At 68.1% G+C, this 19,726-nt stretch carries 17 protein-coding genes and 1 pseudogene; 9 read left to right on the plus strand and 9 right to left on the minus strand.

The features are described 5' to 3' along the window. Positions 1–45: 45 nt before the first annotated feature. Positions 46–2,124, plus strand: a complete 2,079-nt coding sequence (locus HGB39_RS13645; protein WP_265147568.1) for a prolyl oligopeptidase family serine peptidase — start codon at positions 46–48, stop codon at positions 2,122–2,124. Positions 2,125–2,163: 39 nt separating this feature from the next. Here the strand turns inward: HGB39_RS13645 and HGB39_RS13650 are convergent, their stop codons facing one another. After that, the gene (locus tag HGB39_RS13650) at positions 2,164–2,997 is read right to left on the minus strand and encodes an alpha/beta hydrolase family protein (RefSeq protein ID WP_005251814.1); all 834 of its coding nucleotides are present in this window, start codon (positions 2,995–2,997) and stop codon (positions 2,164–2,166) included. A gap of 73 nt (positions 2,998–3,070) precedes the next feature. Next, a complete protein-coding gene (locus HGB39_RS13655; protein WP_005560943.1) occupies positions 3,071–4,114 on the minus strand; it encodes an alpha/beta hydrolase in 1,044 nt (347 codons plus the stop codon). 781 nt (positions 4,115–4,895) lie between these two features. On the opposite strand from HGB39_RS13655, the gene HGB39_RS13660 reads away from it, so the two are divergent. Beyond that, positions 4,896–5,102 (plus strand): PspC domain-containing protein, encoded by a 207-nt coding sequence (locus HGB39_RS13660; protein WP_005263939.1) that lies wholly within the window; start codon positions 4,896–4,898, stop codon positions 5,100–5,102. A gap of 214 nt (positions 5,103–5,316) precedes the next feature. Here HGB39_RS13660 and groL read toward each other — a convergent pair whose 3' ends face one another. From groL to HGB39_RS13685, 5 genes are all read right to left on the minus strand, one after another. Further along, on the minus strand, positions 5,317–6,942 hold the full coding sequence (gene groL, locus HGB39_RS13665) for a chaperonin GroEL (RefSeq protein WP_005263938.1): 1,626 nt from the start codon (positions 6,940–6,942) through the stop codon (positions 5,317–5,319). 227 nt (positions 6,943–7,169) lie between these two features. Continuing rightward, positions 7,170–7,724, minus strand: coding sequence for a DUF6764 family protein (locus tag HGB39_RS13670; protein ID WP_005560942.1), 555 nt, complete (start codon positions 7,722–7,724; stop codon positions 7,170–7,172). Positions 7,725–7,804: 80 nt separating this feature from the next. Next, a complete protein-coding gene (locus tag HGB39_RS13675) occupies positions 7,805–8,584 on the minus strand; it encodes an HAD-IIA family hydrolase (protein WP_005560941.1) in 780 nt (259 codons plus the stop codon). 32 nt (positions 8,585–8,616) lie between these two features. After that, a complete protein-coding gene (locus tag HGB39_RS13680; protein WP_064080822.1) occupies positions 8,617–9,510 on the minus strand; it encodes a universal stress protein in 894 nt (297 codons plus the stop codon). A 12-nt stretch (positions 9,511–9,522) separates the two neighbouring features. After that, positions 9,523–10,524, minus strand: coding sequence for a zinc-binding alcohol dehydrogenase family protein (locus HGB39_RS13685; RefSeq protein ID WP_210752720.1), 1,002 nt, complete (start codon positions 10,522–10,524; stop codon positions 9,523–9,525). A 147-nt stretch (positions 10,525–10,671) separates the two neighbouring features. Here HGB39_RS13685 and HGB39_RS13690 point away from each other — a divergent pair, with 147 nt between their 5' ends. Together HGB39_RS13690 and HGB39_RS13695 are read left to right on the plus strand one after the other, a co-directional pair. After that, complete coding sequence (locus tag HGB39_RS13690; protein ID WP_064080820.1) at positions 10,672–11,832, plus strand: helix-turn-helix domain-containing protein; 1,161 nt, start codon at positions 10,672–10,674, stop codon at positions 11,830–11,832. An 85-nt stretch (positions 11,833–11,917) separates the two neighbouring features. Next, on the plus strand, positions 11,918–13,174 hold the full coding sequence (locus HGB39_RS13695; RefSeq protein ID WP_005572537.1) for an NAD(P)/FAD-dependent oxidoreductase: 1,257 nt from the start codon (positions 11,918–11,920) through the stop codon (positions 13,172–13,174). A 7-nt stretch (positions 13,175–13,181) separates the two neighbouring features. Here the strand turns inward: HGB39_RS13695 and HGB39_RS13700 are convergent. Both HGB39_RS13700 and hutH read right to left on the minus strand, forming a co-directional pair. Next, positions 13,182–13,974 (minus strand): annotated as a pseudogene (locus tag HGB39_RS13700) (alpha/beta fold hydrolase). A gap of 52 nt (positions 13,975–14,026) precedes the next feature. After that, positions 14,027–15,574, minus strand: a complete 1,548-nt coding sequence (gene hutH, locus HGB39_RS13705; protein ID WP_064080819.1) for a histidine ammonia-lyase — start codon at positions 15,572–15,574, stop codon at positions 14,027–14,029. A 476-nt stretch (positions 15,575–16,050) separates the two neighbouring features. Here hutH and HGB39_RS13710 point away from each other — a divergent pair, with 476 nt between their 5' ends. From HGB39_RS13710 to pssA, 5 genes are all read left to right on the plus strand, one after another. Then, positions 16,051–16,506, plus strand: coding sequence for an SRPBCC family protein (locus tag HGB39_RS13710; protein ID WP_005572534.1), 456 nt, complete (start codon positions 16,051–16,053; stop codon positions 16,504–16,506). Between the two features lie 34 nt (positions 16,507–16,540). Continuing rightward, on the plus strand, positions 16,541–17,065 hold the full coding sequence (locus HGB39_RS13715; protein ID WP_043793261.1) for a hypothetical protein: 525 nt from the start codon (positions 16,541–16,543) through the stop codon (positions 17,063–17,065). Beyond that, positions 17,040–18,086: a DNA polymerase III subunit beta family protein gene (locus HGB39_RS13720; protein ID WP_064080818.1), complete on the plus strand. Its 1,047-nt coding sequence runs from the start codon at positions 17,040–17,042 to the stop codon at positions 18,084–18,086. The genes HGB39_RS13715 and HGB39_RS13720 overlap by 26 nt, the downstream gene beginning before the upstream one ends. Before the next feature lie 62 nt (positions 18,087–18,148). Continuing rightward, a complete protein-coding gene (locus tag HGB39_RS13725; protein ID WP_054245717.1) occupies positions 18,149–18,862 on the plus strand; it encodes a phosphatidylserine decarboxylase in 714 nt (237 codons plus the stop codon). Then, positions 18,859–19,719, plus strand: a complete 861-nt coding sequence (gene pssA, locus HGB39_RS13730) for a CDP-diacylglycerol--serine O-phosphatidyltransferase (RefSeq protein WP_005569664.1) — start codon at positions 18,859–18,861, stop codon at positions 19,717–19,719. Before HGB39_RS13725 ends, pssA begins: the two co-directional genes overlap by 4 nt. Positions 19,720–19,726: the final 7 nt, after the last annotated feature.

Raw genomic sequence — 19,726 nt, forward strand, 5'->3', positions numbered from 1 at the left:
CGGAATCGCTGTCTCCACGCGGTCGTATTACCCGCGAGTAGCCTCATCCGTCACACCTTTGCCGCCGCGACCAGGCACGACACCGCCTGCAAGAATGGCGCCATGACGGATCCCTTCCTCTGGCTCGAAGATGTCACCGCGGAACGGTCACTCGACTGGGTGCGCGAGCGCAACGCCCGCACGCTCGCCGAGTACACCGAGAACGCCGAGTTCTCTGCGCTCGAGAGCCGGATCCTGGACGTGCTCGACACGGACGACCGGATCCCCTACGCCGGCATGCGCGGCGAGTACCTGTACAACTTCTGGCGCGACGGCGACCACAAACGCGGCATCTGGCGGCGCACCACGCTCGAGCAGTACCGCACGGAGAACCCCGAGTGGGACGTCCTGCTCGACGTCGACGCCCTGGCGGAACGGGAAGACGAGAACTGGGTGTGGGCCGGGGCCAGCGTGCTGCGACCCGAGCAGTCACGCGCCCTGCTGTCGTTCTCGCGTGGTGGCGCCGACGCGTCCGTGGTGCGCGAATTCGACATCGAGAAGCGCGAATTCGTCGGCGGTGACCACGCATTCGACGTCCCCGAGGCGAAGACCAGCATCAGCTGGATCGACACGGACACCGTGTACGTCGGGACCGACTTCGGCGAAGGCTCGATGACCGACTCCGGCTACCCGAGAATCGCGAAACGCTGGCATCGCGGCACCCCGCTCACCGAGGCGGTCACCGTCTTCGAGGGTGAGACCACTGACGTGTCCGTCGGCGCCTCGTACGACGACACCCCCGGATACGAGCGGCACTTCGTCGGCCGGTCCATGGACTTCTACAATTCCGAGCGCTACCAGCTGCTCCCGGACGGGTCGAAGGTCCGGATCGACACCCCCGACGACGCGGGCTCGTCCGTGTACCGCGACTGGTTGACCATCCGTCCGCGCACCGACTGGGACGTGGACGGCACCGTCTACCCGGCCGGGTCGCTGCTCGCCGCGAACTACGCGGACTTCCTCGCCGGGTCACGCGAGCTGACGCCACTGTTCACCCCGGACGAGCACACGTCCCTCGAGCAGGGAACGTGGACCCGGAACCACCTTCTCCTCGTGCGACTGTCGGATGTGCAGACCAAGCTGTCGGTGCTCACGCCGAACGACACCGGGTGGGAGGAGAAGCCTCTCGACGGTGTACCGGAACTCACGGCGAGCGGGATCATCAGCACCGATCCCCGCACCAGCGACAGCTTCTTCGTCAACTCCAGCGGATTCACGACGCCGGCGACGCTGCTGTACGGCACGGTCGGTGGACCGCTCGAACCCGTCAAGCAGGCGCCGTCGTTCTTCGACGCAGACGGCATGTCCGTGGCGCAGCACTTCGCGGTGTCCGACGACGGAACCGAGATCCCCTACTTCGTGGTGCGCCGCGACGACGTCACCGGCCCCTGCCCCACCATGCTGTACGGATACGGCGGCTTCGAGAACTCGATGGTCCCGGGATACAGCGGTTCGGTCGGGTTCGCGTGGCTCGAACGCGGCGGCGCGTACGTGGTGGCGAACATCCGCGGCGGCGGCGAGTACGGCCCGTCGTGGCACACCCAGGCGGTGCGGGAGGGTCGCCACAAGGCGTTCGAGGACTTCGCCGCGGTCGCTCGCGACCTGGTGGCCCGCGGCATCACGACGTCGAAGCAGCTCGGGATCCAGGGCGGCAGCAACGGCGGACTCCTCATGGGCGTCATGCTCACCCGCTACCCGGAACTGTTCGGGGCGATCGTGTGCCAGGTTCCGCTCCTCGACATGAAGCGGTACCACCTGCTGCTCGCCGGGGCGTCGTGGATGGCCGAGTACGGCGATCCGGACAACCCGGACGACTGGAAGTTCATCAGCGAGTACTCGCCGTATCAGAACACCGACGCGACCGCGGACTACCCGCCGATCCTCGTCACCACGTCCACCCGCGACGACCGCGTCCACCCCGGCCACGCCCGCAAGATGACGGCACTGCTCGAGAAGCAGGGCCACGAGGTCTGGTACTACGAGAACATCGAGGGCGGGCACGGCGGGGCCGCGGACAACGCGCAGGCCGCATTCAAATCGGCGCTCACGTTCACGTTCCTGTGGGAGATGCTCACCCGCCCGTGAGTACTTATCAACCGCCCGCGGTTAATAAGTACTCACGGGTCAGGTGTGGTCGTGGATCCACTCGACGATCCGGTCGACGGTGCCGGCTGGGTCGCGGATCCACCCGTTGTGGCCCAGCGGCTGCGGCTGGTGCCACAGCGTGACATCGGCGTTCGGGAGCTTCGCGAGGAGGTTCTTCGCCGAGGATTCCGGCGCCAGATCGTCACCCTCGACGGTCACCGACAGCACCGGCAGTTTCAGCCGGGCGATGCGTTCCTCGTAGTCGATGTCGGCGCCGTCGGGTTCGATCCTGCCGGTGCGGGCGAATCGCGACCAATCGGTGATCAGCGCCTTCGACTGCCGCCCGAACCCTCCGATGTCGAGTTTGTCGCCGGGCCAGAACCCCGCCAGGTTGGCCGTCATCGACATCGCCGCGGCGCCGACCAGCATCCGCGGGGCATGGATGCCGGGGAACCCCCGGTGATACGGCGACCCGGACGCGACGAGCACGATCCCGCCGAGCCGGCCGCGGATCCGGGCCGCGTACATCACACCGAGCTGACCCCCCATGCTGTGTCCGAGCAGGAAGGGCGTGGCGGCGGGAAATCGCTCCCGCACCACTTCGAAGATTGCGGGAAAGTCGAGGGCCACCAGTTCGTGGTAGCCGTACGTGCTGGCGCTGCTCGGGCGGGGACGACTGTCGCCTTGGCCGCGGAGCTCGCCGATTGCCGCGTTGAACCCCCGGGACACGAGTTCCTCGGCGAAGGGTTCGTAGTAGCCGGCGGGAATTCCCAGGCCGGGAAACACGACGATGACGGGGGCCTCGTCCGGGCCGGGAAACAGGCGAACCGGAGTGGTGGTTCCGTCGGGCATCTGGATCGGTACTGTCTCCACCTCGTCAGACTAGACGGCTCGACCCCCGCAGATCCGGGATCTGCGGGGGTCGAGTCTCATCCGAGACCGGTGATTACAGGCCGATCGACGCAGCGAGCATCGGCCACGACTTGTGCAGGTCTTCCTGCCAGTACGACCACGAATGCGTGCCGACGGGCCGGAAGTCGAACGTTGCGGGAATCTGCAGTTCGTTCAGTTTGTCCGCGAGCGCGTGGGTGCACTGGTTGGTGGCCGCCTCGATGGCGCCGCCGAGGAGGATCTGGTTGGCGAGCGTTCCGACGTCGCCGTTGATCCCCGGCCCGTTCAGCTGGTCGCCGGGCCCGGGCAGTCCGGATCCGTTGCTGACGTAGATGTCGAGTCCGCGCAGCTTCTCCGCGTTGATGTACGGGTCGTTGGCCGTCCAGCCGGGGCCGTCTTCCGGTCCCCACATGTTGGAGGTGTCGCCGCCGCCGCGGCCCTCGACGACCAGCCGCACGTACGTGCGGCCGGGGTCCGTGCTGGTCATCGCGCAGCCGCTGTAGGCGCCGACGCTCTCGTACAGGCCGGGAGCCGACTGCGCCAGGCTCAGCACGGAACTACCCGCCATCGAGATGCCGGCGATCGAGTTGACGCCGTTGGTGCCGAGCGCGGAATCGACGATCGGCGGAAGTTCCTGCGTGAGGAACGTCGTCCACTTGTTGTTGCCCAGTTCCGGGTCGGTCTGCTCCCAGTCCGTGTAGTAACTGAACGCGCCCTCCATGGGCGTGACCACGTTGACGTTCTTGTCGGCGAAGAAGTCGACGACATCGGTCCTGGCCTGCCACGTGGCGGAGTCCTCGCCGCCGCCCGCCCCGTTGAGCAGGTACAGCGTGGGCCTCGGTGCGCTCGTGTCCGCGGGAGTGATGACCCGCAGTGGAATCTCCCGGTCCATGGAGGCCGAGTACACCTGCATGGTCAACTGCCGGTCGTCGATCTCGTCGGTGCTCACCAGGTGGGAGCCACCGGCCGCGACACTGGCGTCTCCGGTCGGATCGGCGGAAGCGGACGCCTGGACTCCGAGGCACGGAATCGCCGCCGTCAGGGCGACCGCGAGCGCGAGCCGCACCCCGTACCTACCCGCTGCAGTGCGGTTGACCATCGTTCTCCTTCGCTGCGACGTCACCTGCCCGACTCCGAAGAGGCGAGAGCTGGAGCCCACATGATGTCATGTGGACTCCAGCTCTCGTCGAGAAGTGGGGTCGAAACGGGGGTTTCCCTATTCCGCGACGGACCCGATGAAGTCGATCAGTGTGGTGAGCGCTTCGAGCAGAGTCAGAAAGCTGTCGGACATAGTATTACTCCTTTTCGACGCAGTGGATTTCGAACTTCCCCCCGCGATCAGGGGCTCCGTCATTTGTACCCGAGTTTTCTCTTCGAATAAGCACAAAGTGGTAAACATTTGCGATCGTTGACTTAACGACGAACTCACGAATGAGTACTGGCTACTTCTCAATTATCGCCTGAACATGCGCCTCTATCAGGTTATATAGCGTCACCACGACCTCCGGATCCACGTTCCCGTAATCGAGGAGCGACAGAACATACCTGATTGCATTGTTTCCGGACTTTTTCTTGTCATTGCCCTTGAATCACCCGCCCGAGAATGAGGGTCGGCGAATTCGAATGTCTCTTCTTTTGCCGCGGTGAACGCATCCGATTTGTCTCTAATTCAAAATTGATCGGCAAAAGTTTCTATCCTTACACCGAATCGCCCTGAAGTGTGGGATATCGAGTTCATCGGCGCGGCGCGGACACGAGAACGATCGACCCCGAGGCACGAACAGCGAGCGGTATGGAGCGGGCACTCAGGGTGAAAGACCAGGGTCGGGATCGGGGTACATCCCGATGTGCCGGCAGGTCTCGCCCAACAGAATGGGAGCATGACATTCGAGAGCAACACTCCCCGCCAGTTCACCCGTTCCGACAACCAGAAGATGCTCGCGGGCGTCTGCGGCGGCATCGCCGAATACTTCTCGGTGGACGTCAACCTCGTCCGGCTGCTCACCGTGGTCGCCACGCTGGTCACCGGCGGCACCGCGGCCCTCGTCTACCTCGCCGCCTGGATGCTGATGCCGGCCGGACACTGACCCGGGCGACACCGAAAAGCACTGTGGCCGTGAAACGAATCCACGGCCACTGCCGACAGGAGATCTGCCGACGCGCACACGGGAAGGGGCGGGTCACCGACACGAAAGAGCCCGGGACACCAGATGGTGTCCCGGGCTCTTCGAGCACTTCGTGCCCGTGAGTGGTAGGCGAGTCCGAGGACTCCTCAACCACTCACAGGAGGCGTAGCCGCCTTTAGAAGTCCATACCGCCCATGCCGCCGGTCGGGTCGCCCACGGGCGCTCCGGCCTTCTCCGGCTTGTCGGCGACGACGGCCTCGGTGGTCAGGAACAGAGCCGCGATGGACGCTGCGTTCTGCAGCGCGGAGCGGGTGACCTTGACCGGGTCGTTGATGCCGGCTTCGAGCAGGTCGCCGTACTCGTTGGTCGAGGCGTTGAGGCCGTGACCTGCGGGCAGGTTGCGAACCTTCTCGGCAACGACGCCGGGCTCGAGGCCCGCGTTGAAGGCGATCTGCTTCAGCGGTGCTTCGAGGGCGACGCGAACGATGTTCGCACCGGTGGCCTCGTCACCTTCGAGCTTCAGGTCGTCGAGCGCGGGAGCCGACTGCAGCAGAGCCACGCCACCACCGGCGACGATGCCCTCTTCGACGGCAGCCTTGGCGTTACGCACGGCATCTTCGATGCGGTGCTTGCGCTCCTTGAGCTCCACCTCGGTGGCAGCGCCAGCCTTGATGACTGCAACGCCACCGGCCAGCTTGGCCAGGCGCTCCTGCAGCTTCTCGCGGTCGTAGTCGGAGTCGCTGTTCTCGATCTCGGCGCGGATCTGCGCCACGCGACCGGCGATGGCCTCGGGGTCTCCCGCGCCTTCGACGATGGTGGTCTCGTCCTTGGTGATGACGACCTTGCGTGCCTGGCCGAGCAGCTCGAGTCCGGCGGTCTCCAGGGAGAGGCCGACCTCTTCGCTGATGACCTCGCCACCGGTGAGGATGGCGATGTCGGCGAGCTGAGCCTTGCGACGGTCACCGAAGCCGGGAGCCTTGACGGCCACGGACTTGAAGGTGCCACGGATCTTGTTGACCACCAGGGTGGACAGGGCTTCGCCCTCGACGTCCTCGGCGATGATGACCAACGGCTTGCCGGACTGGATGACCTTCTCCAGCAGCGGCAGCAGGTCCTTGACCGTGGAGATCTTGGAGCTCACGAGCAGGATGTACGCGTCCTCGAGGACGGCTTCCTGACGCTCCGGGTCGGTGGCGAAGTACGCCGAGATGTAGCCCTTGTCGAAGCGCATGCCCTCGGTGAGCTCGAGCTGCAGGCCGAAGGTGTTGGACTCCTCGACCGTGATGACGCCTTCCTTGCCGACCTTGTCCATGGCCTCGGCGATGAGCTCGCCGATGGACGGGTCGCCTGCGGAGATACCAGCGGTAGCAGCGATCTGCTCCTTGGTGTCGATCTCCTTGGCGGTCTCGAGCAGACGCACGGTGACGGCCTCGACGGCCTTCTCGATGCCGCGCTTCAGACCCAGCGGGTTGGCGCCGGCAGCGACGTTGCGGAGACCCTCACGGACGAGAGCCTGGGCGAGAACGGTAGCGGTGGTGGTTCCGTCGCCGGCGACGTCGTCAGTCTTCTTGGCGACCTCCTTGACCAGCTCGGCACCGATCTTCTCGTAGGGGTCCTCGAGCTCGATCTCCTTGGCGATGGAAACACCATCGTTGGTGATCGTGGGGGCGCCCCACTTCTTCTCGAGCACGACGTTGCGACCCTTGGGGCCCAACGTCACCTTGACTGCGTCGGCGAGGGCGTTGAGTCCCCGCTCGAGGCCGCGACGGGCCTCTTCGTCGAACGCGATGATCTTGGCCATTGCGAAGTGATCCTCCGGATTGGGGGTGACACACAAGGCGACCGCTAGTCGGGTCGCCTCATTTACGCCTTCGGCCGAGTTCGGTGCCCGCGACGGACGACCAGGGGTGTCTTTGGTTCCCGGTCTCACCGTCCCGACCTGGCACTCACGCGTCGTGAGTGCCAAGTGCATTTTTAGCACTCGGACAGGGTGAGTGCAAGGTCGGGACGGAACCGGTGGCCGGGCGATCAGCGCATCGCGCACACCTGACCGGTGTTCACGTTGAACGCGAGGGACAGGGCACCGACGCAGTCGACGCCGTTCGCGTCGGCAGTCGCACCCGAACCCCACCCGGCGATCGCGACGGTGGTGGTGCCGTCGGCCGCACCGGAACGGGCGATGCCGCCGCCGAGCGCGAGCGCGTACGCCTGCCCCGAGCCGGTCGACGCACCGAGCGACGTTCCGTATCCGTTGGCGTACGTGGTGGCGCCGCTGTGTCCGTTGGCGACGCTCACCGCGGTGCCGCTGTCCGCGGCCATCGCGTGGGCGACGCCGGCGTCGGTCGCCTTGGCGCCGCAGCTCGCGGTGTCCGACACCTGGACGTCGTTCGCCGACGGCGGGGAGACACAGTTGACGGGGGCGGCACCGGCGACGCCTGCGCCGGCCACCGAGATTCCCGCCGCGACGCCCAGACCCACGGCCATCGCCGCTCCCACACGTGCCAGCCGTCGGCCGAACAGAGACGAGATACGAGTACGAGATGCCGAGGCGGTCGAGGTGACGGGTGTGGAGACAGCGAGCATGGAAGCTCCTTCTGGGAACGTCGAATTGGAGGATTCGCCGCGAGAGTACCCGCTCGCGGGCGGTTAGTCCCGGACCGCGGTCAGGCGAGTTCGTCGAGGAGCTTCGGCAGCTGCGCGACCGAGTCGACGACGTGGTCCGGACGCTGCGGGGCGAGGTCCAGAATCGACTGGCGGAACTTGCCCGTCCGCACCAGCACGCCGATCAGTCCCACCCGCTGCGCGGCCAGGACGTCACCCGTCAGATCGTCACCGACCATCACCGTCACATCCGGTTCCGTGCCCATCAGATCGGTGGCGGTGAGGAACGCCGCGAGCGACGGCTTGCCCACCGAGACGACGTTCGTTCCCGCGACCTCCTCCATACCGGGGAGGTAGGTACCCGTGTCGATGCGCAGCCCGTCGTGGGTGGCCCATGTGGTGCCCCGGTGCATCGCGACCACGGGGACGCCGTCGAGCATCAGCTCCACCACGCGGCTGAGTGCGTCGTGGGTGAATTCCGGCCCGGCCCCACCGAGGATCACCACCTCGGGGTCGTCGTCGTCCAGTTCGATCCCGGACAGATCGGCCGTGATGTCGCCGCTGTTGAGGACCCAGGCCCGCGCCCCGGGGTAGGTCGACCGGACGTACTCCGCGGTGAGCCGGGCCGCTGTGACGATCTCGCCGGCGTCGGCCTCGATGCCCGCCGACCGCAGGGCATCGGCGATCTCGTCGCACGTCCGGGACGTCGTGTTGGTGAGGTAGGCGCACGCGAGTCCGCGCTCGCGCACCTCCCGCACCGCGGCGGCGGCACCGTCGATCGGATGCCACGAAGTAACCAGCACCCCGTCGATATCGAGCAGGACACCCTCGACCCCAGCCATGACAGGAGCCTATCCGCGCGGCTCGGACGGTGTCACTGCCGAGCCCGGCAGACGAGGACGGGACAGGGAGCGTGGTGCACCAGATTCTGGCTGACGGATCCGAGCAGGGCACCCAGCACCTTGCCGCGGCCGTGGCTTCCGACCACCAGCAGTTGCGCCCGCGCCGCGTGCCGCAGCAGGACGTCGGCGGACACCCCCTGCGTCGTCACCGCGTTCACCGGCACGTCCGGGTACTCGTCCCGGATACCGGCGAGGCATTCGGACACGATGGCCTTCTCCCCTTCCTCGTAGGCGGTCCAGTCCACGTACTTCGACGCATGGGCGAGCCCGTGCTGCTTCTCGCCGCTCCACGCGTGCACCACGTCCAGACCGACGCCGAACGCGGACGCGAGTGCGAACGCCTCCTCGACGGCCTTCTCGCTGACCTGGCTGCCGTCCACGCCGACGACGATCGGGCGGGTGTCCGGTGCCGCCGTCGCGGGCTCTCCCCGGACGACCGCGACGGGGCTGTGCGCGTGATTGACCGTGCGGAGCACGGTGGACCCGAGGAGGTAGTCGGTGACCGCGCCCGCACCCTGCGCACCGAGCGCCACGATCCGCGCCGCCCTCGACAACTCGATCAGGTGGGACGCCGCCGCGCCCGATCGGACGTCGCGCTCGACGGCGAGTCCGGGATGGTCCTGCAAGACGGCGGCGGTGGTGGCGTCGAGCATCGAGTTGCCGTCCTCGCGCAGTTCCTGGATGAACTGGGCGTCGATCATCATCGCGGTGCCGTTGTAGAACGTGGCCTCGTCGGGGTACGTGTGGGCGAGCAGGAGTGGGGCGTCGAGCCGGACCGCCGTGCCCGCGGCCCAGCGCGCCGCGTCGAGCGCGGCGCGGGAACCATCGACGCCGACGACCACGGGCGCCCCTGCATGTTCGCTCATATCTGTCTCCCTCTACGGCTCGAGAACTGCTGCACCGCTGAACTTTCCGCCGGCCAGGTCACGCAGGGCCCGGTCGGCGCGGTCGAGTGGGTACGGGTGGATGTCGATACTCAGCCGGTGTTCCGCTGCGATGCGCAGGAATTCGACGGAATCCGAACGGGTATTGGCGGTGACGCTGCGGATCTGCCGTTCCCGGAACAGATGCCTCTGATACTCGAGCGCGGGGATGTCGGAGAGGTGGATCCCCGCGACGGCGAGGGTGCCGCCGTCGGCGAGCGCCTCCATCGCGACGGGCACCAGATCGCCCACCGGGGCGAACAGAATCGCGGAGTCGAGGGGTTCCGGCGGCACGTCGCGCACTCCCTGCACGGACGCCGCCCCGAGTCGCTGCGCCAGCGCACGGGCCTCCGCCCCACGCGTCATGACGTGCACCCGGGCGCCGCGGATCGACGCGACCTGGGCGGTGAGGTGCGCGCTGCCGCCGAACCCGTAGAGGCCCAGTGCACCGCCGTCGGGGACCGCGGCACGTTCGAGTGCGCGGTAGCCGATGATCCCGGCGCACAGCAGTGGTGCGAGTTCGGTGTCCGTGTAGCCGTCCGGCAGGTGCAGCGCGTAGTCGGCCGGGACCGTCGCGAATTCGGCGTATCCGCCGTCCGCATCCCAACCCGTGTATTGCGACTGCCTGCACAGGTTCTCCGAACCGCGCAGGCAGGCCGCGCAGTGTCCGCAGGTGTGACGCAGCCAGGCGATACCCACCCGGTCGCCGACAGCGAAGGTCCCCGACACCGAATCACCCAGTGCGGCAACCTCCCCCACCACCTCGTGGCCGGGAATCACCCGGGACCGGTGCACGGGCAGGTCACCTTCGGTCACGTGCAGGTCGGTGCGGCACACTCCGCACGCCAGCACCTTCACGAGAAGTTCGCCCGGTCCCGGCTCGGGAACGGCCTCACGTCCGAGTTCCAGGGGGTGGCCCGCGACGGGGCCGGGCGCGACCACGCGCCACGCGGCCATCGTTCCGGGTCCGCCCTGCGCCGCCGCCATACCCCCACAATGCCCGTGCGGGGTGGCCACCGCCAGGACCCGGAGGCTCGTGTCTCGAGGACACGGTGTCGCGGCGAAGACCGGGCCGGACCGTCCCCGGCAACTAGGCTCCCAGACATGGACCTGCGCGGTGAAGACCTGTTCACGGTGGCGGGGTCGCTGGCCGAGCTGATCGGCGCGCCGATCACGATCGAGGACGAGAACTCGACGGTTCTGGCCTATTCGAGCGGCGAGCAGGCCGTGGACCAAGCCCGCATCGAGACCATCCTGGGACGGCAGGTGCCCGGGAAGTACCGGCAGCTCCTCGCGGACGCCGGTGTCTTCGAACGCCTGCATCGCGACACCGACGTCTTCTACGTGGACATGCGGATGCCGAACATGACTCCCCGCGCGGTGATCGCGGTGCGGGACGCGGGACGCTCGGTCGGGTCCATCTGGGCGGCGATGACGTCCGCCCCCACCCCGGAACAGGAATCGATCCTGCGGTCCGCGGTCCCCGTCGTCGCCGAACACATCGCGGCGGAGCGGGAACGGGTGGACGTGACGCGCCGGATGCAGGTCGATCGGGTGCGCGCACTGATCAACGGTGGCGAGCCCGCCTTCCGTGCCGCCGACGACCTCCGGCTGGAGGGAAGGCTGACCGTCGCGGCGGCCGCCCCGGTCGCGGTCGGGCGCCCACTGCCGTCCGGCTTGCTCGCCTCCCTCGGCCTGTACCTCGACACGTTGGCGGTCGATTCGGTCGCCGCCCAGCTCGACGACGTCATCTATGTGGTCATCGCCGCATCGGAGAAGGACGTCCGGCGCCTCGCCGAGAATTTCCTCGGTCGCGCCCGCAGCGGGGCCGCGTTCGTGGTCGCCGTCGGACGCGAAGTGACGACGGCGAGCCAGGCTCACCTGTCGCGGGGGGACGCCGACCGGGTCCTCACCGTCCTGCAGCACGCCCGGTCCGGCGGTGTCGTCGGTTCGATGCGGGACAGTCTCGCGTCGGTGCTGGCGTTGCGCGTCGCGGACATCTTCGACGGCCTGGGCGAGCTCACCCCGCTCGCCGCGCTGACCCGGCACGACGAGCAGCACGGTACCGATCTCGTGGCCACGGCCCGTGCCTTCCTGGCCCATGGCGGCGATGTCGCCGATGCGGCGGCCGCACTGCACGTGCACCCCAACACTCTGAGGAACCGGCTGCGACGCTGCGTCGATTCGTGCGACGTGGACCTGACCGACGCGGACACCCGGCTCATCCTGATGTTGCATCTGAAGCTGACGGGACTGCGGATGTGACCCCTGGCCGATTGCACAGGGGTCACTGTCCGGGACTGGCCGAACGGCTACTCCCCCGGCGCCGTCGCCGACCGATGATGGAGTCATGAGCACAGTGCAGCGCCCTGACCATGTCGCGATCGTCGGAGCAGGCGTCGTCGGATTGTCCACGGCGTGGTTCCTTCAGGAGCGTGGCGTGCGCGTCACGGTCGTCGACCGGCACGGTGTCGCGTCGGACGCGTCCTGGGGCAATGCGGGTTGGCTCGCACCGGCATTGACGTTGCCGCTGCCCGAGCCCGCCGTGTTGAAGTACGGGCTGCGCGCGATGCTGAATCCGTCGTCGCCGGTCTACGTTCCGTTCACGACCGATCTGCGCCTGGTGCGTTTCCTCGTCGGCTTCGCGCGGCACTGCACACCCTCCCGGTGGGCGGACGCGATGACGGTATTCGCCGAGGTCAACCGGATCTCCCTGGGCGCCTACGACGAACTCGCGGACGGCGGCGTGCGGGAGCACACCCATCTCGCCGACCCGTTCCTCACCGCATTCAAGTCGGACGAGGACCGCGAAGCGCTCGTCGACGAATTCCGTCACGTCGAGGCCGCCGGCGGGGAGGTCGAGTACGACCGCGTCGACAGGGACGAGATCCACTCTCTCGAGCCGAGTCTCGGTAACGGTGTGCACTCCGGTCTGAGGCTGCGCAACCAGCGCTTCATCGACCCGCCGCGCTTCGTGCACTCACTCGCCGACGCCGTCCGGGCCCGTGGCGGCGAGATCAGGTCCGGCTTCGACGTGACGGCTGTGCAGGATCGGGGACAGTCAGGGGTCCGGCTGGTCTCGGCCACCGGCGACGCGGTAGCCGCCGATGCCGTCGTCATCGCCAGCGGCGCGCGCCTCAATGCACTCGCCCGCCCGTTCGGTGTCCGCGCCCTCGTGCAGGCCGGCCGCGGCTACAGCTTCAGCGTCCAGCCCCAGCAGATGCCGAAGAACCCGATCTACTTCCCCACCCAGCGAGTGGCGTGCACGCCCTTGCAGGACCGTTTCCGCGTCGCCGGAATGATGGAATTCCGTAGTCCCGACGCACCTCTCGACCCGCGCCGGGTACAGGCGATCATCGAGGCCGCGACGCCCATGTTCACCGGCATCGACTGGGAATCGCGTCGGGAGGAGTGGGTCGGGTCCCGGCCCTGCACCACCGACGGACTTCCGCTCGTCGGCGCCACCCGCTCCCCCCGCGTGCACGTGGCGGGCGGTCACGGAATGTGGGGCATCGCGCTGGGGCCGCTCACCGGACGCATGCTGGCCGACTCCATGACCGGCGGCGAGGTTCCCGGTGTCATGCGGCATTTCGACCCGCTGCGCTGAGCGCGGCTCAGGAACGGGATGCCCAGAATCTGCGCAATTCGACGACCAGTTCGCGCGACCGCTCGCCGGGGAAGAACAACTTGCCACCCCGGATCTCCACGACTTCCCGCGCTCCCGGGATGAGGTCGCGCAGCCAGTAGGCCCACTTCGTCCGGAAGAACACGTCCCCGGTGCCCCACACGACGAGTGTGGGCACCTTGAGTGCCGCAAGGTCCGACTCGACCGCGAGCAGGTCGCGTGGATGGAGGGACACGTTCTGATACCCACTGCCGTACAACAACTTGCGAGCCCTCGACACGTTCCTCGCCAGCGGTCGCGCAATCCGGGCGAGCAGTCCCGCCCGGGCGAGCAGCACGGCGGGAAGGAACGCCTTCGGCGGCACGTTGTCATGGGTTTCGCAGTTCGTCAACGTCAGCGACGACAACATATCGGGGTGCCGGGCCGCGAAGATCTGCGCGACCGCCCCACCGGTGTCGTTGGCGACGACGTCGACCTTCGACAGCCCCAGCGCGTCGCACGTGGCCGCGACCACGTCGGCGAGTGCGCCGAGGGTGAAGTCCCTGATCGGGCGCGGCGGGGGTGTGACCGTGCAGCGGGAGGTCGAGCGCGACGCACCGCCGTTCTCCCTCGAGTTGACGGATCACGTTGCGCCAGAGGTAGCCGGAGGTCCCGACACCGTGAATGAAGAAGGCCACAGGGCCGGTGCCGGAATCGAGGCAGCTCACCGGACCACGGTCCGTGTCGACGGCCTTCCTTCGTGTGTCGAACTCCGCGAGAGTCATGAGGACCATCTCCTGCATTCCACCGTAGTTCGCAAAGCTCGAGGCATCAACGGGCCGCGGGGCACGCCGCTCAGTCCAGCTTTCCCACCACCGTCTCCGCGCTCGCGACCAGCGCGCCGGAGGCCGCGAGGGTGACCGCGGCCTCGATTTCCGGCGCGAGGTGACGGTCGGTTCCCGGTCCGGGAACGTGCTCGCGGATCGTGTCCCGCACCGCACCCGTCGCGGGCGACGGCGCCAGCGGGGCACGCAGGTCCAGCGCACGAGCGGCCGTCAACGCCTCGATCGCCAGGACCCGGGTCAGTCCGTCGACCGCCCGGCGCAGCTTCCGGGCGGCCGACCACCCCATCGACACGTGGTCCTCCTGCATCGCCGACGACGGAATCGAGTCCACACTCGCCGGCGCCGCCAGCCGCTTCAGCTCCGAGACGATCGCCGCCTGGGTGTACTGCGCGATCATGTGGCCGCTGTCCACCCCCGGATCGTCGGCCAGAAACGGGGGCAGCCCGTGATTGCGGGCGACGTCGAGGAAGCGGTCGGTGCGGCGCTCGCTCATGCTCGCCACGTCCGCGACGACGATGGCCAGGAAGTCCAGCACGTATCCGACCGGCGCCCCGTGGAAATTGCCGTTCGACTCCACCCGCCCGTCCAGCGTGACCACCGGATTGTCGATTGCGCTCGCCAGTTCCCACGACGCCACCCGCTCGGCGTGCGCGAGCGTGTCCCGCGCCGCCCCGGCCACCTGCGGCGCGCACCGCAACGAGTAGGCGTCCTGGACCACGGTGCAGCTGGGATTGGCGTGGCTCTGCACGATCTCCGAGCCGGCGAGCAACCGGACCATGTTCGCGGCGGCGCGGGCCTGTCCGGGGTGCGGCCGGAGCGCCTGCAGATCGGGGGCGAACACCTTGTCGGTGCCGAGCAGCCCCTCCACACTCATCGCCGCTGTGACGTCGGCCAGACGCAGCAGCCCGTGCAGGTCCTCGCACGCCAGCAGCAGCATGCCGAGCATGCCGTCGGTGCCGTTGATGAGGGCCAGCCCCTCCTTCTCCGCGAGGACTACCGGTGCGATACCGGCGGCGGACAGCGCCTTCGCAGCCGGCATCGATTCGCCGTCCGCGTCCCGCACCGTGCCCTCACCGATCACCGCGAGCGCGACATGGGCCAGCGGCGCCAGATCGCCGGAGCACCCGAGGCTGCCGTATTCGTGGACCACCGGAGTGATCCCCGCCGACAGGAGCGACGCGTAGACCTGCGCGACTTCCGGCCGCGCGCCGGTCCTGCCGGTGGCCAGGGTCGACAACCGCAGCAGCATGAGGGCACGCACGACCTCACGTTCCAACTCGGGGCCATTTCCGGCGGCATGCGAGCGCACCAGACTGCGCTGCAGCTGCGTCCGCAGCGCAGAGGGTATGTGCCGGGTGGCGAGGGCCCCGAAACCCGTCGAGATCCCATACACGGGCTTCGGATCCTCGGCCAGCGCCTCGATGCGCTTCCGGGTTTCCGCCATGGCCGACATCGCGTCCCGCGAGATCCGCACCGGCGCGCCGAGACGTGCCACCCGGATCACTTCTTCGGCGGAGACCGCTCCGGTTCCGACAACGACAGACTCTTCGGCTCCCACAACCCCAGTCTCCCCCGGGGTCGGGCGGAGAGTGACGGGATTGCGGGAGCGACGACGGCGTCTACAACCGGCCGCGGAGAGCTTCCTCGATTTCGCGTGGCGTCATCAGACGTTCGAGTCTTTCACTCGGCCACGAGGACGGACGTCCTTGCAATCGGGCTGATTCGAGTAGAGGGAGAGGGCTGCGGTCCCACCGCAGGATCGAATGAACATTCACTACCGATCACTTCCGAACACCGACTCGACAACTTTCCATTTTGCGCCATTGCACCGGCGACATTTCGTCGCGCTCTTGACTCATCGCCCATCGTGCCCCTTTGGTTACACGGTTTCGATGAGGCGCGCGGAAGTGCTGGAAAACTGCAGTCGGGACGAGAATTCAGTGACCTACCGCACACCTCTCTGGCACGAGCGCCTATCATGACGCCAAAGTAATTGTTACCTTACGTACCACCTTCCCTGACTGGAGACAGCCGATGGCAAACACCCTCGAAGCAAGCATCGACATCGACGCGCCCCCGCATGACGTGTGGGCCGTCGTGTCGGATCTGAAGCGAATGGGCGAATGGAGCCCCCAGTGCCGCACGATGCGCGTCCTCGGTGGCGTCGTCGAAGAGGGCACCAAGACCGTCAACATCAACCGCAAGGGCTTCCTAGTGTGGCCGACCACGTCGAAGGTCGTGAAGTTCCAGCCGAACAAGACCATCGCGTTCCGGATCCTCGAGAACCGCACCATCTGGTCGTACGAACTCGAGCCGACGGCAGGCGGAACCAAGGTCACCGAGCGCCGCGAAGCACCGACCGGAACGTCGAAGGTGTCGCAGTTCCTGGTCAAGACCGTCCTCGGCGGCAACGAGGACTTCGAGGTCGACCTCGTCAAGGGCATGAACACCACCCTCGCCCGCATCAAGTCGGCGGCCGAACGCACGTAGTCCGGTTGACCCTCGACCTGGTCGAGGCCTCAGCGTGGTCCGCATGGACACACCGGACGCCGTCATGGCGAGGATCGCGCAAGGACAGGAACTGGCAGTGACGGGTGACCGGGAGGGCGCCCGACGCATCTTCGAGGAGGTGTGGGACGCCCTCGCCGGTCCCGGCGACGACACACCGGACCCGTTGCACGTCGTCACGCTGGCCCACTACCTGGCGGACGTCCAGACCGACCCCGCCGAGGAGCTGCGCTGGGATCTGCGGGCCCTCGCCGCCGCCGACTCGCTGACCGACGACCGAGCTCGGCAGCACCACTCCTCGCTCCGGGTCGCGGGGTTCTACCCGTCGCTGCACCTCAACGTGGCGGCCGCTCATCACGCGCTCGGCCAGTCGTCCGAGGCACGCCACCATCTCGATCGGGCCGCGCAGAGCTGCGAACACCTCCCCGAAAACAGATATGGACGGACGATCCGCGGGGCCGTCGAGCGACTCCGCGCAGAACTCGACGCCGACGCTGTCGGACCGCAGGGGCAGAGTGAGCACCGTGCTCAGCATCGGTGAACTCGCCCGGTCGTCCGGTCTGTCGGTCAGCGCGCTGAGGTTCTACGACAAGGCAGGCGTGCTCACCCCGCACGTGGTGGACCCGCGCACGGGCTACCGCTGGTACGCCGACAAGCACGTGGACGCAGCGGTCCTCGTCGCCGCGATGCGCCGGGTGGGGATGCCCGTGAAGGAGATGGCGGCCGTGCTGAGCGGCACGGACGCCCACGGACTTCTCGACCGGCATCTCGGCCGGCTCGAGAAGGGGCTGGACGACGCCCGGCACGAACTGACGAGAATTCACCGCCTGCTCGACGCGCGAGCGGCGCGGGAGTGCACGATCGTCCTCCGCACCACCGACCTCCTCACCGCGTTCGGCTCGGTGCGGTTCGCCGCCGACGCCGACTCGCAGTTCCCGGTGTTACGCGGCTGCCTCCTGGAAACCGACCACGACGTGCTGCGGCTCGTCACCACCGACCGCTACCGGCTGGCGGTCGGCACGGTGGCCGTCCTCGAACCGCCGGACGAACCGATCTCCGCCGTCGTCCCGTGCAAGTTCCTGGACGACGCGGCCAGACTGCTGGGTCGCCACGACACGGTGACCGTCGTCGTCGGCGTCGGCGTCGGCGTCGGCGTCACCCTCCGCTGCGGCGCCGAGCAGCTCACCACCCGCCTCGTCGACGGCGCGTTCCCAGACCATCGCAGTCTGTCGCCCCTCGACCGCGGAATCGAACACACCTTCTCCTCGGCGGACTTGCGCGCACTCCTGGCGGACGCCGGCGACCGGGTGGATCTCGGTGTTCTCGAGTCGGTCGAGATCGTCGTCGGCAGCCCGGCGACGGAGCAGCCCGCGCGCTTCCATGTGCAGGTGAACGCCGGTTTTCTCCTCGAAGCCGTCGATGCGCTGCCGGGTGAGCAGTTGACGTTCCAGGTGGGTGGACCCATCACGCCGCTCGCCATCCGGCCACGATCCGTTCACACATCGGACCCCGCGAGTGCGTACTCTCTCCTGATGCCGTTGCAGCCGGTAGCGCTCACGTAATCTGTGAGTGCGGCGCGATGGCGCGCAGGCAGCACGTCCGTCCGACACAGTTAGAGGAGCCCGTGGCACGCAAGCCCACACCCCCCGGAACCCCGCAACCCACGAGCGTCGGGCATATCGTCGACCTCGTCCGCGGAGCAGTTCCGCCCCTACATCCGGCCGGGCTGCCCTTCGTCCTCGCGCCACTCGGTGTGGCCGTCCTCGGTCGCAAGCGCAAGTGGGTCCGGCGCGGAGCGCTGACCTCCGCCGCGGCCTGCGCCGCGTTCTTCCGGCATCCGCACCGCGTACCGCCGAACCGTGTCGGCGTCGTGGTCGCGCCCGCCGACGGCGAGGTCGCGCTCGTCGACTCCGCGGTCCCGCCGTCCGAACTCGACATGGGCACCGAGCCGCTCCCCCGGGTCAGCATCTTCCTGTCCGTGCTCGATGTGCACGTCCAGCGCAGTCCTGTCGGCGGTGAGGTCAGGAAGGTCGTCCACCGGCCGGGCCAGTTCCTCTCCGCCGACCTCGCCGACGCCAGCGAGGTCAACGAACGCAACAGCATGCTGCTGCACACCTCGGAGGGCCACGATGTCGCCGTCGTGCAGATCGCCGGTCTGCTCGCCCGCCGGATCGTCTGCGACGCCAAGGTCGGCGATACCCTCCCGATCGGTGACACGTACGGCCTGATCCGGTTCGGCTCCCGCGTCGACACGTACTTCCCGGTGGGCACCACGTTGCTCGCCGAGCGAGGGCAACGGACGATCGGTGCCGAGACCGTCATCGCTCAACTGCCGTGATCGCCAACGCGAAGCGACAGCGGAGGGGTCGACCCAAGCAGGCGGTCCGGCTCCTGCCGAGCGTGGTCACGATCCTCGCGCTGTGCGCGGGGCTGTCCGCGGTCAAGTTCGCGCTCGACGGCGACCTCGGAACGGCGTTGGCCATGATCGGTGCGGCCGCGGTCCTCGACTCGCTCGACGGCCGGATCGCACGGATGCTCGACGCCACCAGCAAGATGGGCGCGGAGCTGGATTCGCTTGCCGATTCCATCTCGTTCGGCGTCGCACCGGCCCTCGTCCTCTATGTCACGCTGCTGGACGGCCAGAGTTTCGGCTGGATCATCGCCCTGATCTACGCGGTGAGCATCGTGCTGCGGCTGGCCCGGTTCAACACGCTCCTCGACGAGGACGACATGCCGGGCTACGCCAACGAGTACTTCACGGGGGTCCCGGCGCCCGCGGGTGCGCTGGTCGCGCTGACCCCGCTGGCTGCCGCGGCGCAGTGGGGCGACGGCTGGTGGTCGTCGTACCCCGTCGTCGTGGCGTGGACCGTGATCTCCGCGGCGCTGATCGTCAGCCGGATCCCCACGCTGGCGCTGAAGACGGTGTCGGTGCCGCCGCACATGGCTGCCGGTCTGCTCGTCCTCGTGGCGCTCGCGGCGGCGGCTCTGGTCACCTACCCGTACATCCTGCTGATCGCGCTCGTCGCGGTGTACCTCGGGCACATTCCGTTCGCGGTCCATTCGAAGCGGTGGGTGGCCGCGCGGCCCGAGACGTGGGACATCAAGCCCTCCGAGCGGCGGGCCATCCGGCGTCAGCCGGACGCCCGCGGCAGGCGATCCGCCGCACGGCTCGGACTGCGCCGGCCGGCCCGATAGTTCGCTC

The sequence above is a fragment of the Rhodococcus opacus genome (assembly GCF_012396235.1).
Lineage (GTDB): Bacteria > Actinomycetota > Actinomycetes > Mycobacteriales > Mycobacteriaceae > Rhodococcus_F > Rhodococcus_F opacus.

Excerpts from the sequence above, each read along its gene's own strand:
- HGB39_RS13655 (WP_005560943.1), bottom strand. The coding sequence starts at position 4,114 with ATGGTCAACCGCACTGCAGCGGGTAGGTACGGGGTGCGGCTCGCGCTC.
- HGB39_RS13660 (WP_005263939.1), top strand. The coding sequence starts at position 4,896 with ATGACATTCGAGAGCAACACTCCCCGCCAGTTCACCCGTTCCGACAAC.
- groL (WP_005263938.1), bottom strand. The coding sequence starts at position 6,942 with ATGGCCAAGATCATCGCGTTCGACGAAGAGGCCCGTCGCGGCCTCGAG.
- HGB39_RS13670 (WP_005560942.1), bottom strand. The coding sequence starts at position 7,724 with ATGCTCGCTGTCTCCACACCCGTCACCTCGACCGCCTCGGCATCTCGT.
- HGB39_RS13675 (WP_005560941.1), bottom strand. The coding sequence starts at position 8,584 with ATGGCTGGGGTCGAGGGTGTCCTGCTCGATATCGACGGGGTGCTGGTT.
- HGB39_RS13680 (WP_064080822.1), bottom strand. The coding sequence starts at position 9,510 with ATGAGCGAACATGCAGGGGCGCCCGTGGTCGTCGGCGTCGATGGTTCC.
- HGB39_RS13685 (WP_210752720.1), bottom strand. The coding sequence starts at position 10,524 with ATGGCCGCGTGGCGCGTGGTCGCGCCCGGCCCCGTCGCGGGCCACCCC.
- HGB39_RS13690 (WP_064080820.1), top strand. The coding sequence starts at position 10,672 with ATGGACCTGCGCGGTGAAGACCTGTTCACGGTGGCGGGGTCGCTGGCC.
- HGB39_RS13695 (WP_005572537.1), top strand. The coding sequence starts at position 11,918 with ATGAGCACAGTGCAGCGCCCTGACCATGTCGCGATCGTCGGAGCAGGC.
- HGB39_RS13710 (WP_005572534.1), top strand. The coding sequence starts at position 16,051 with ATGGCAAACACCCTCGAAGCAAGCATCGACATCGACGCGCCCCCGCAT.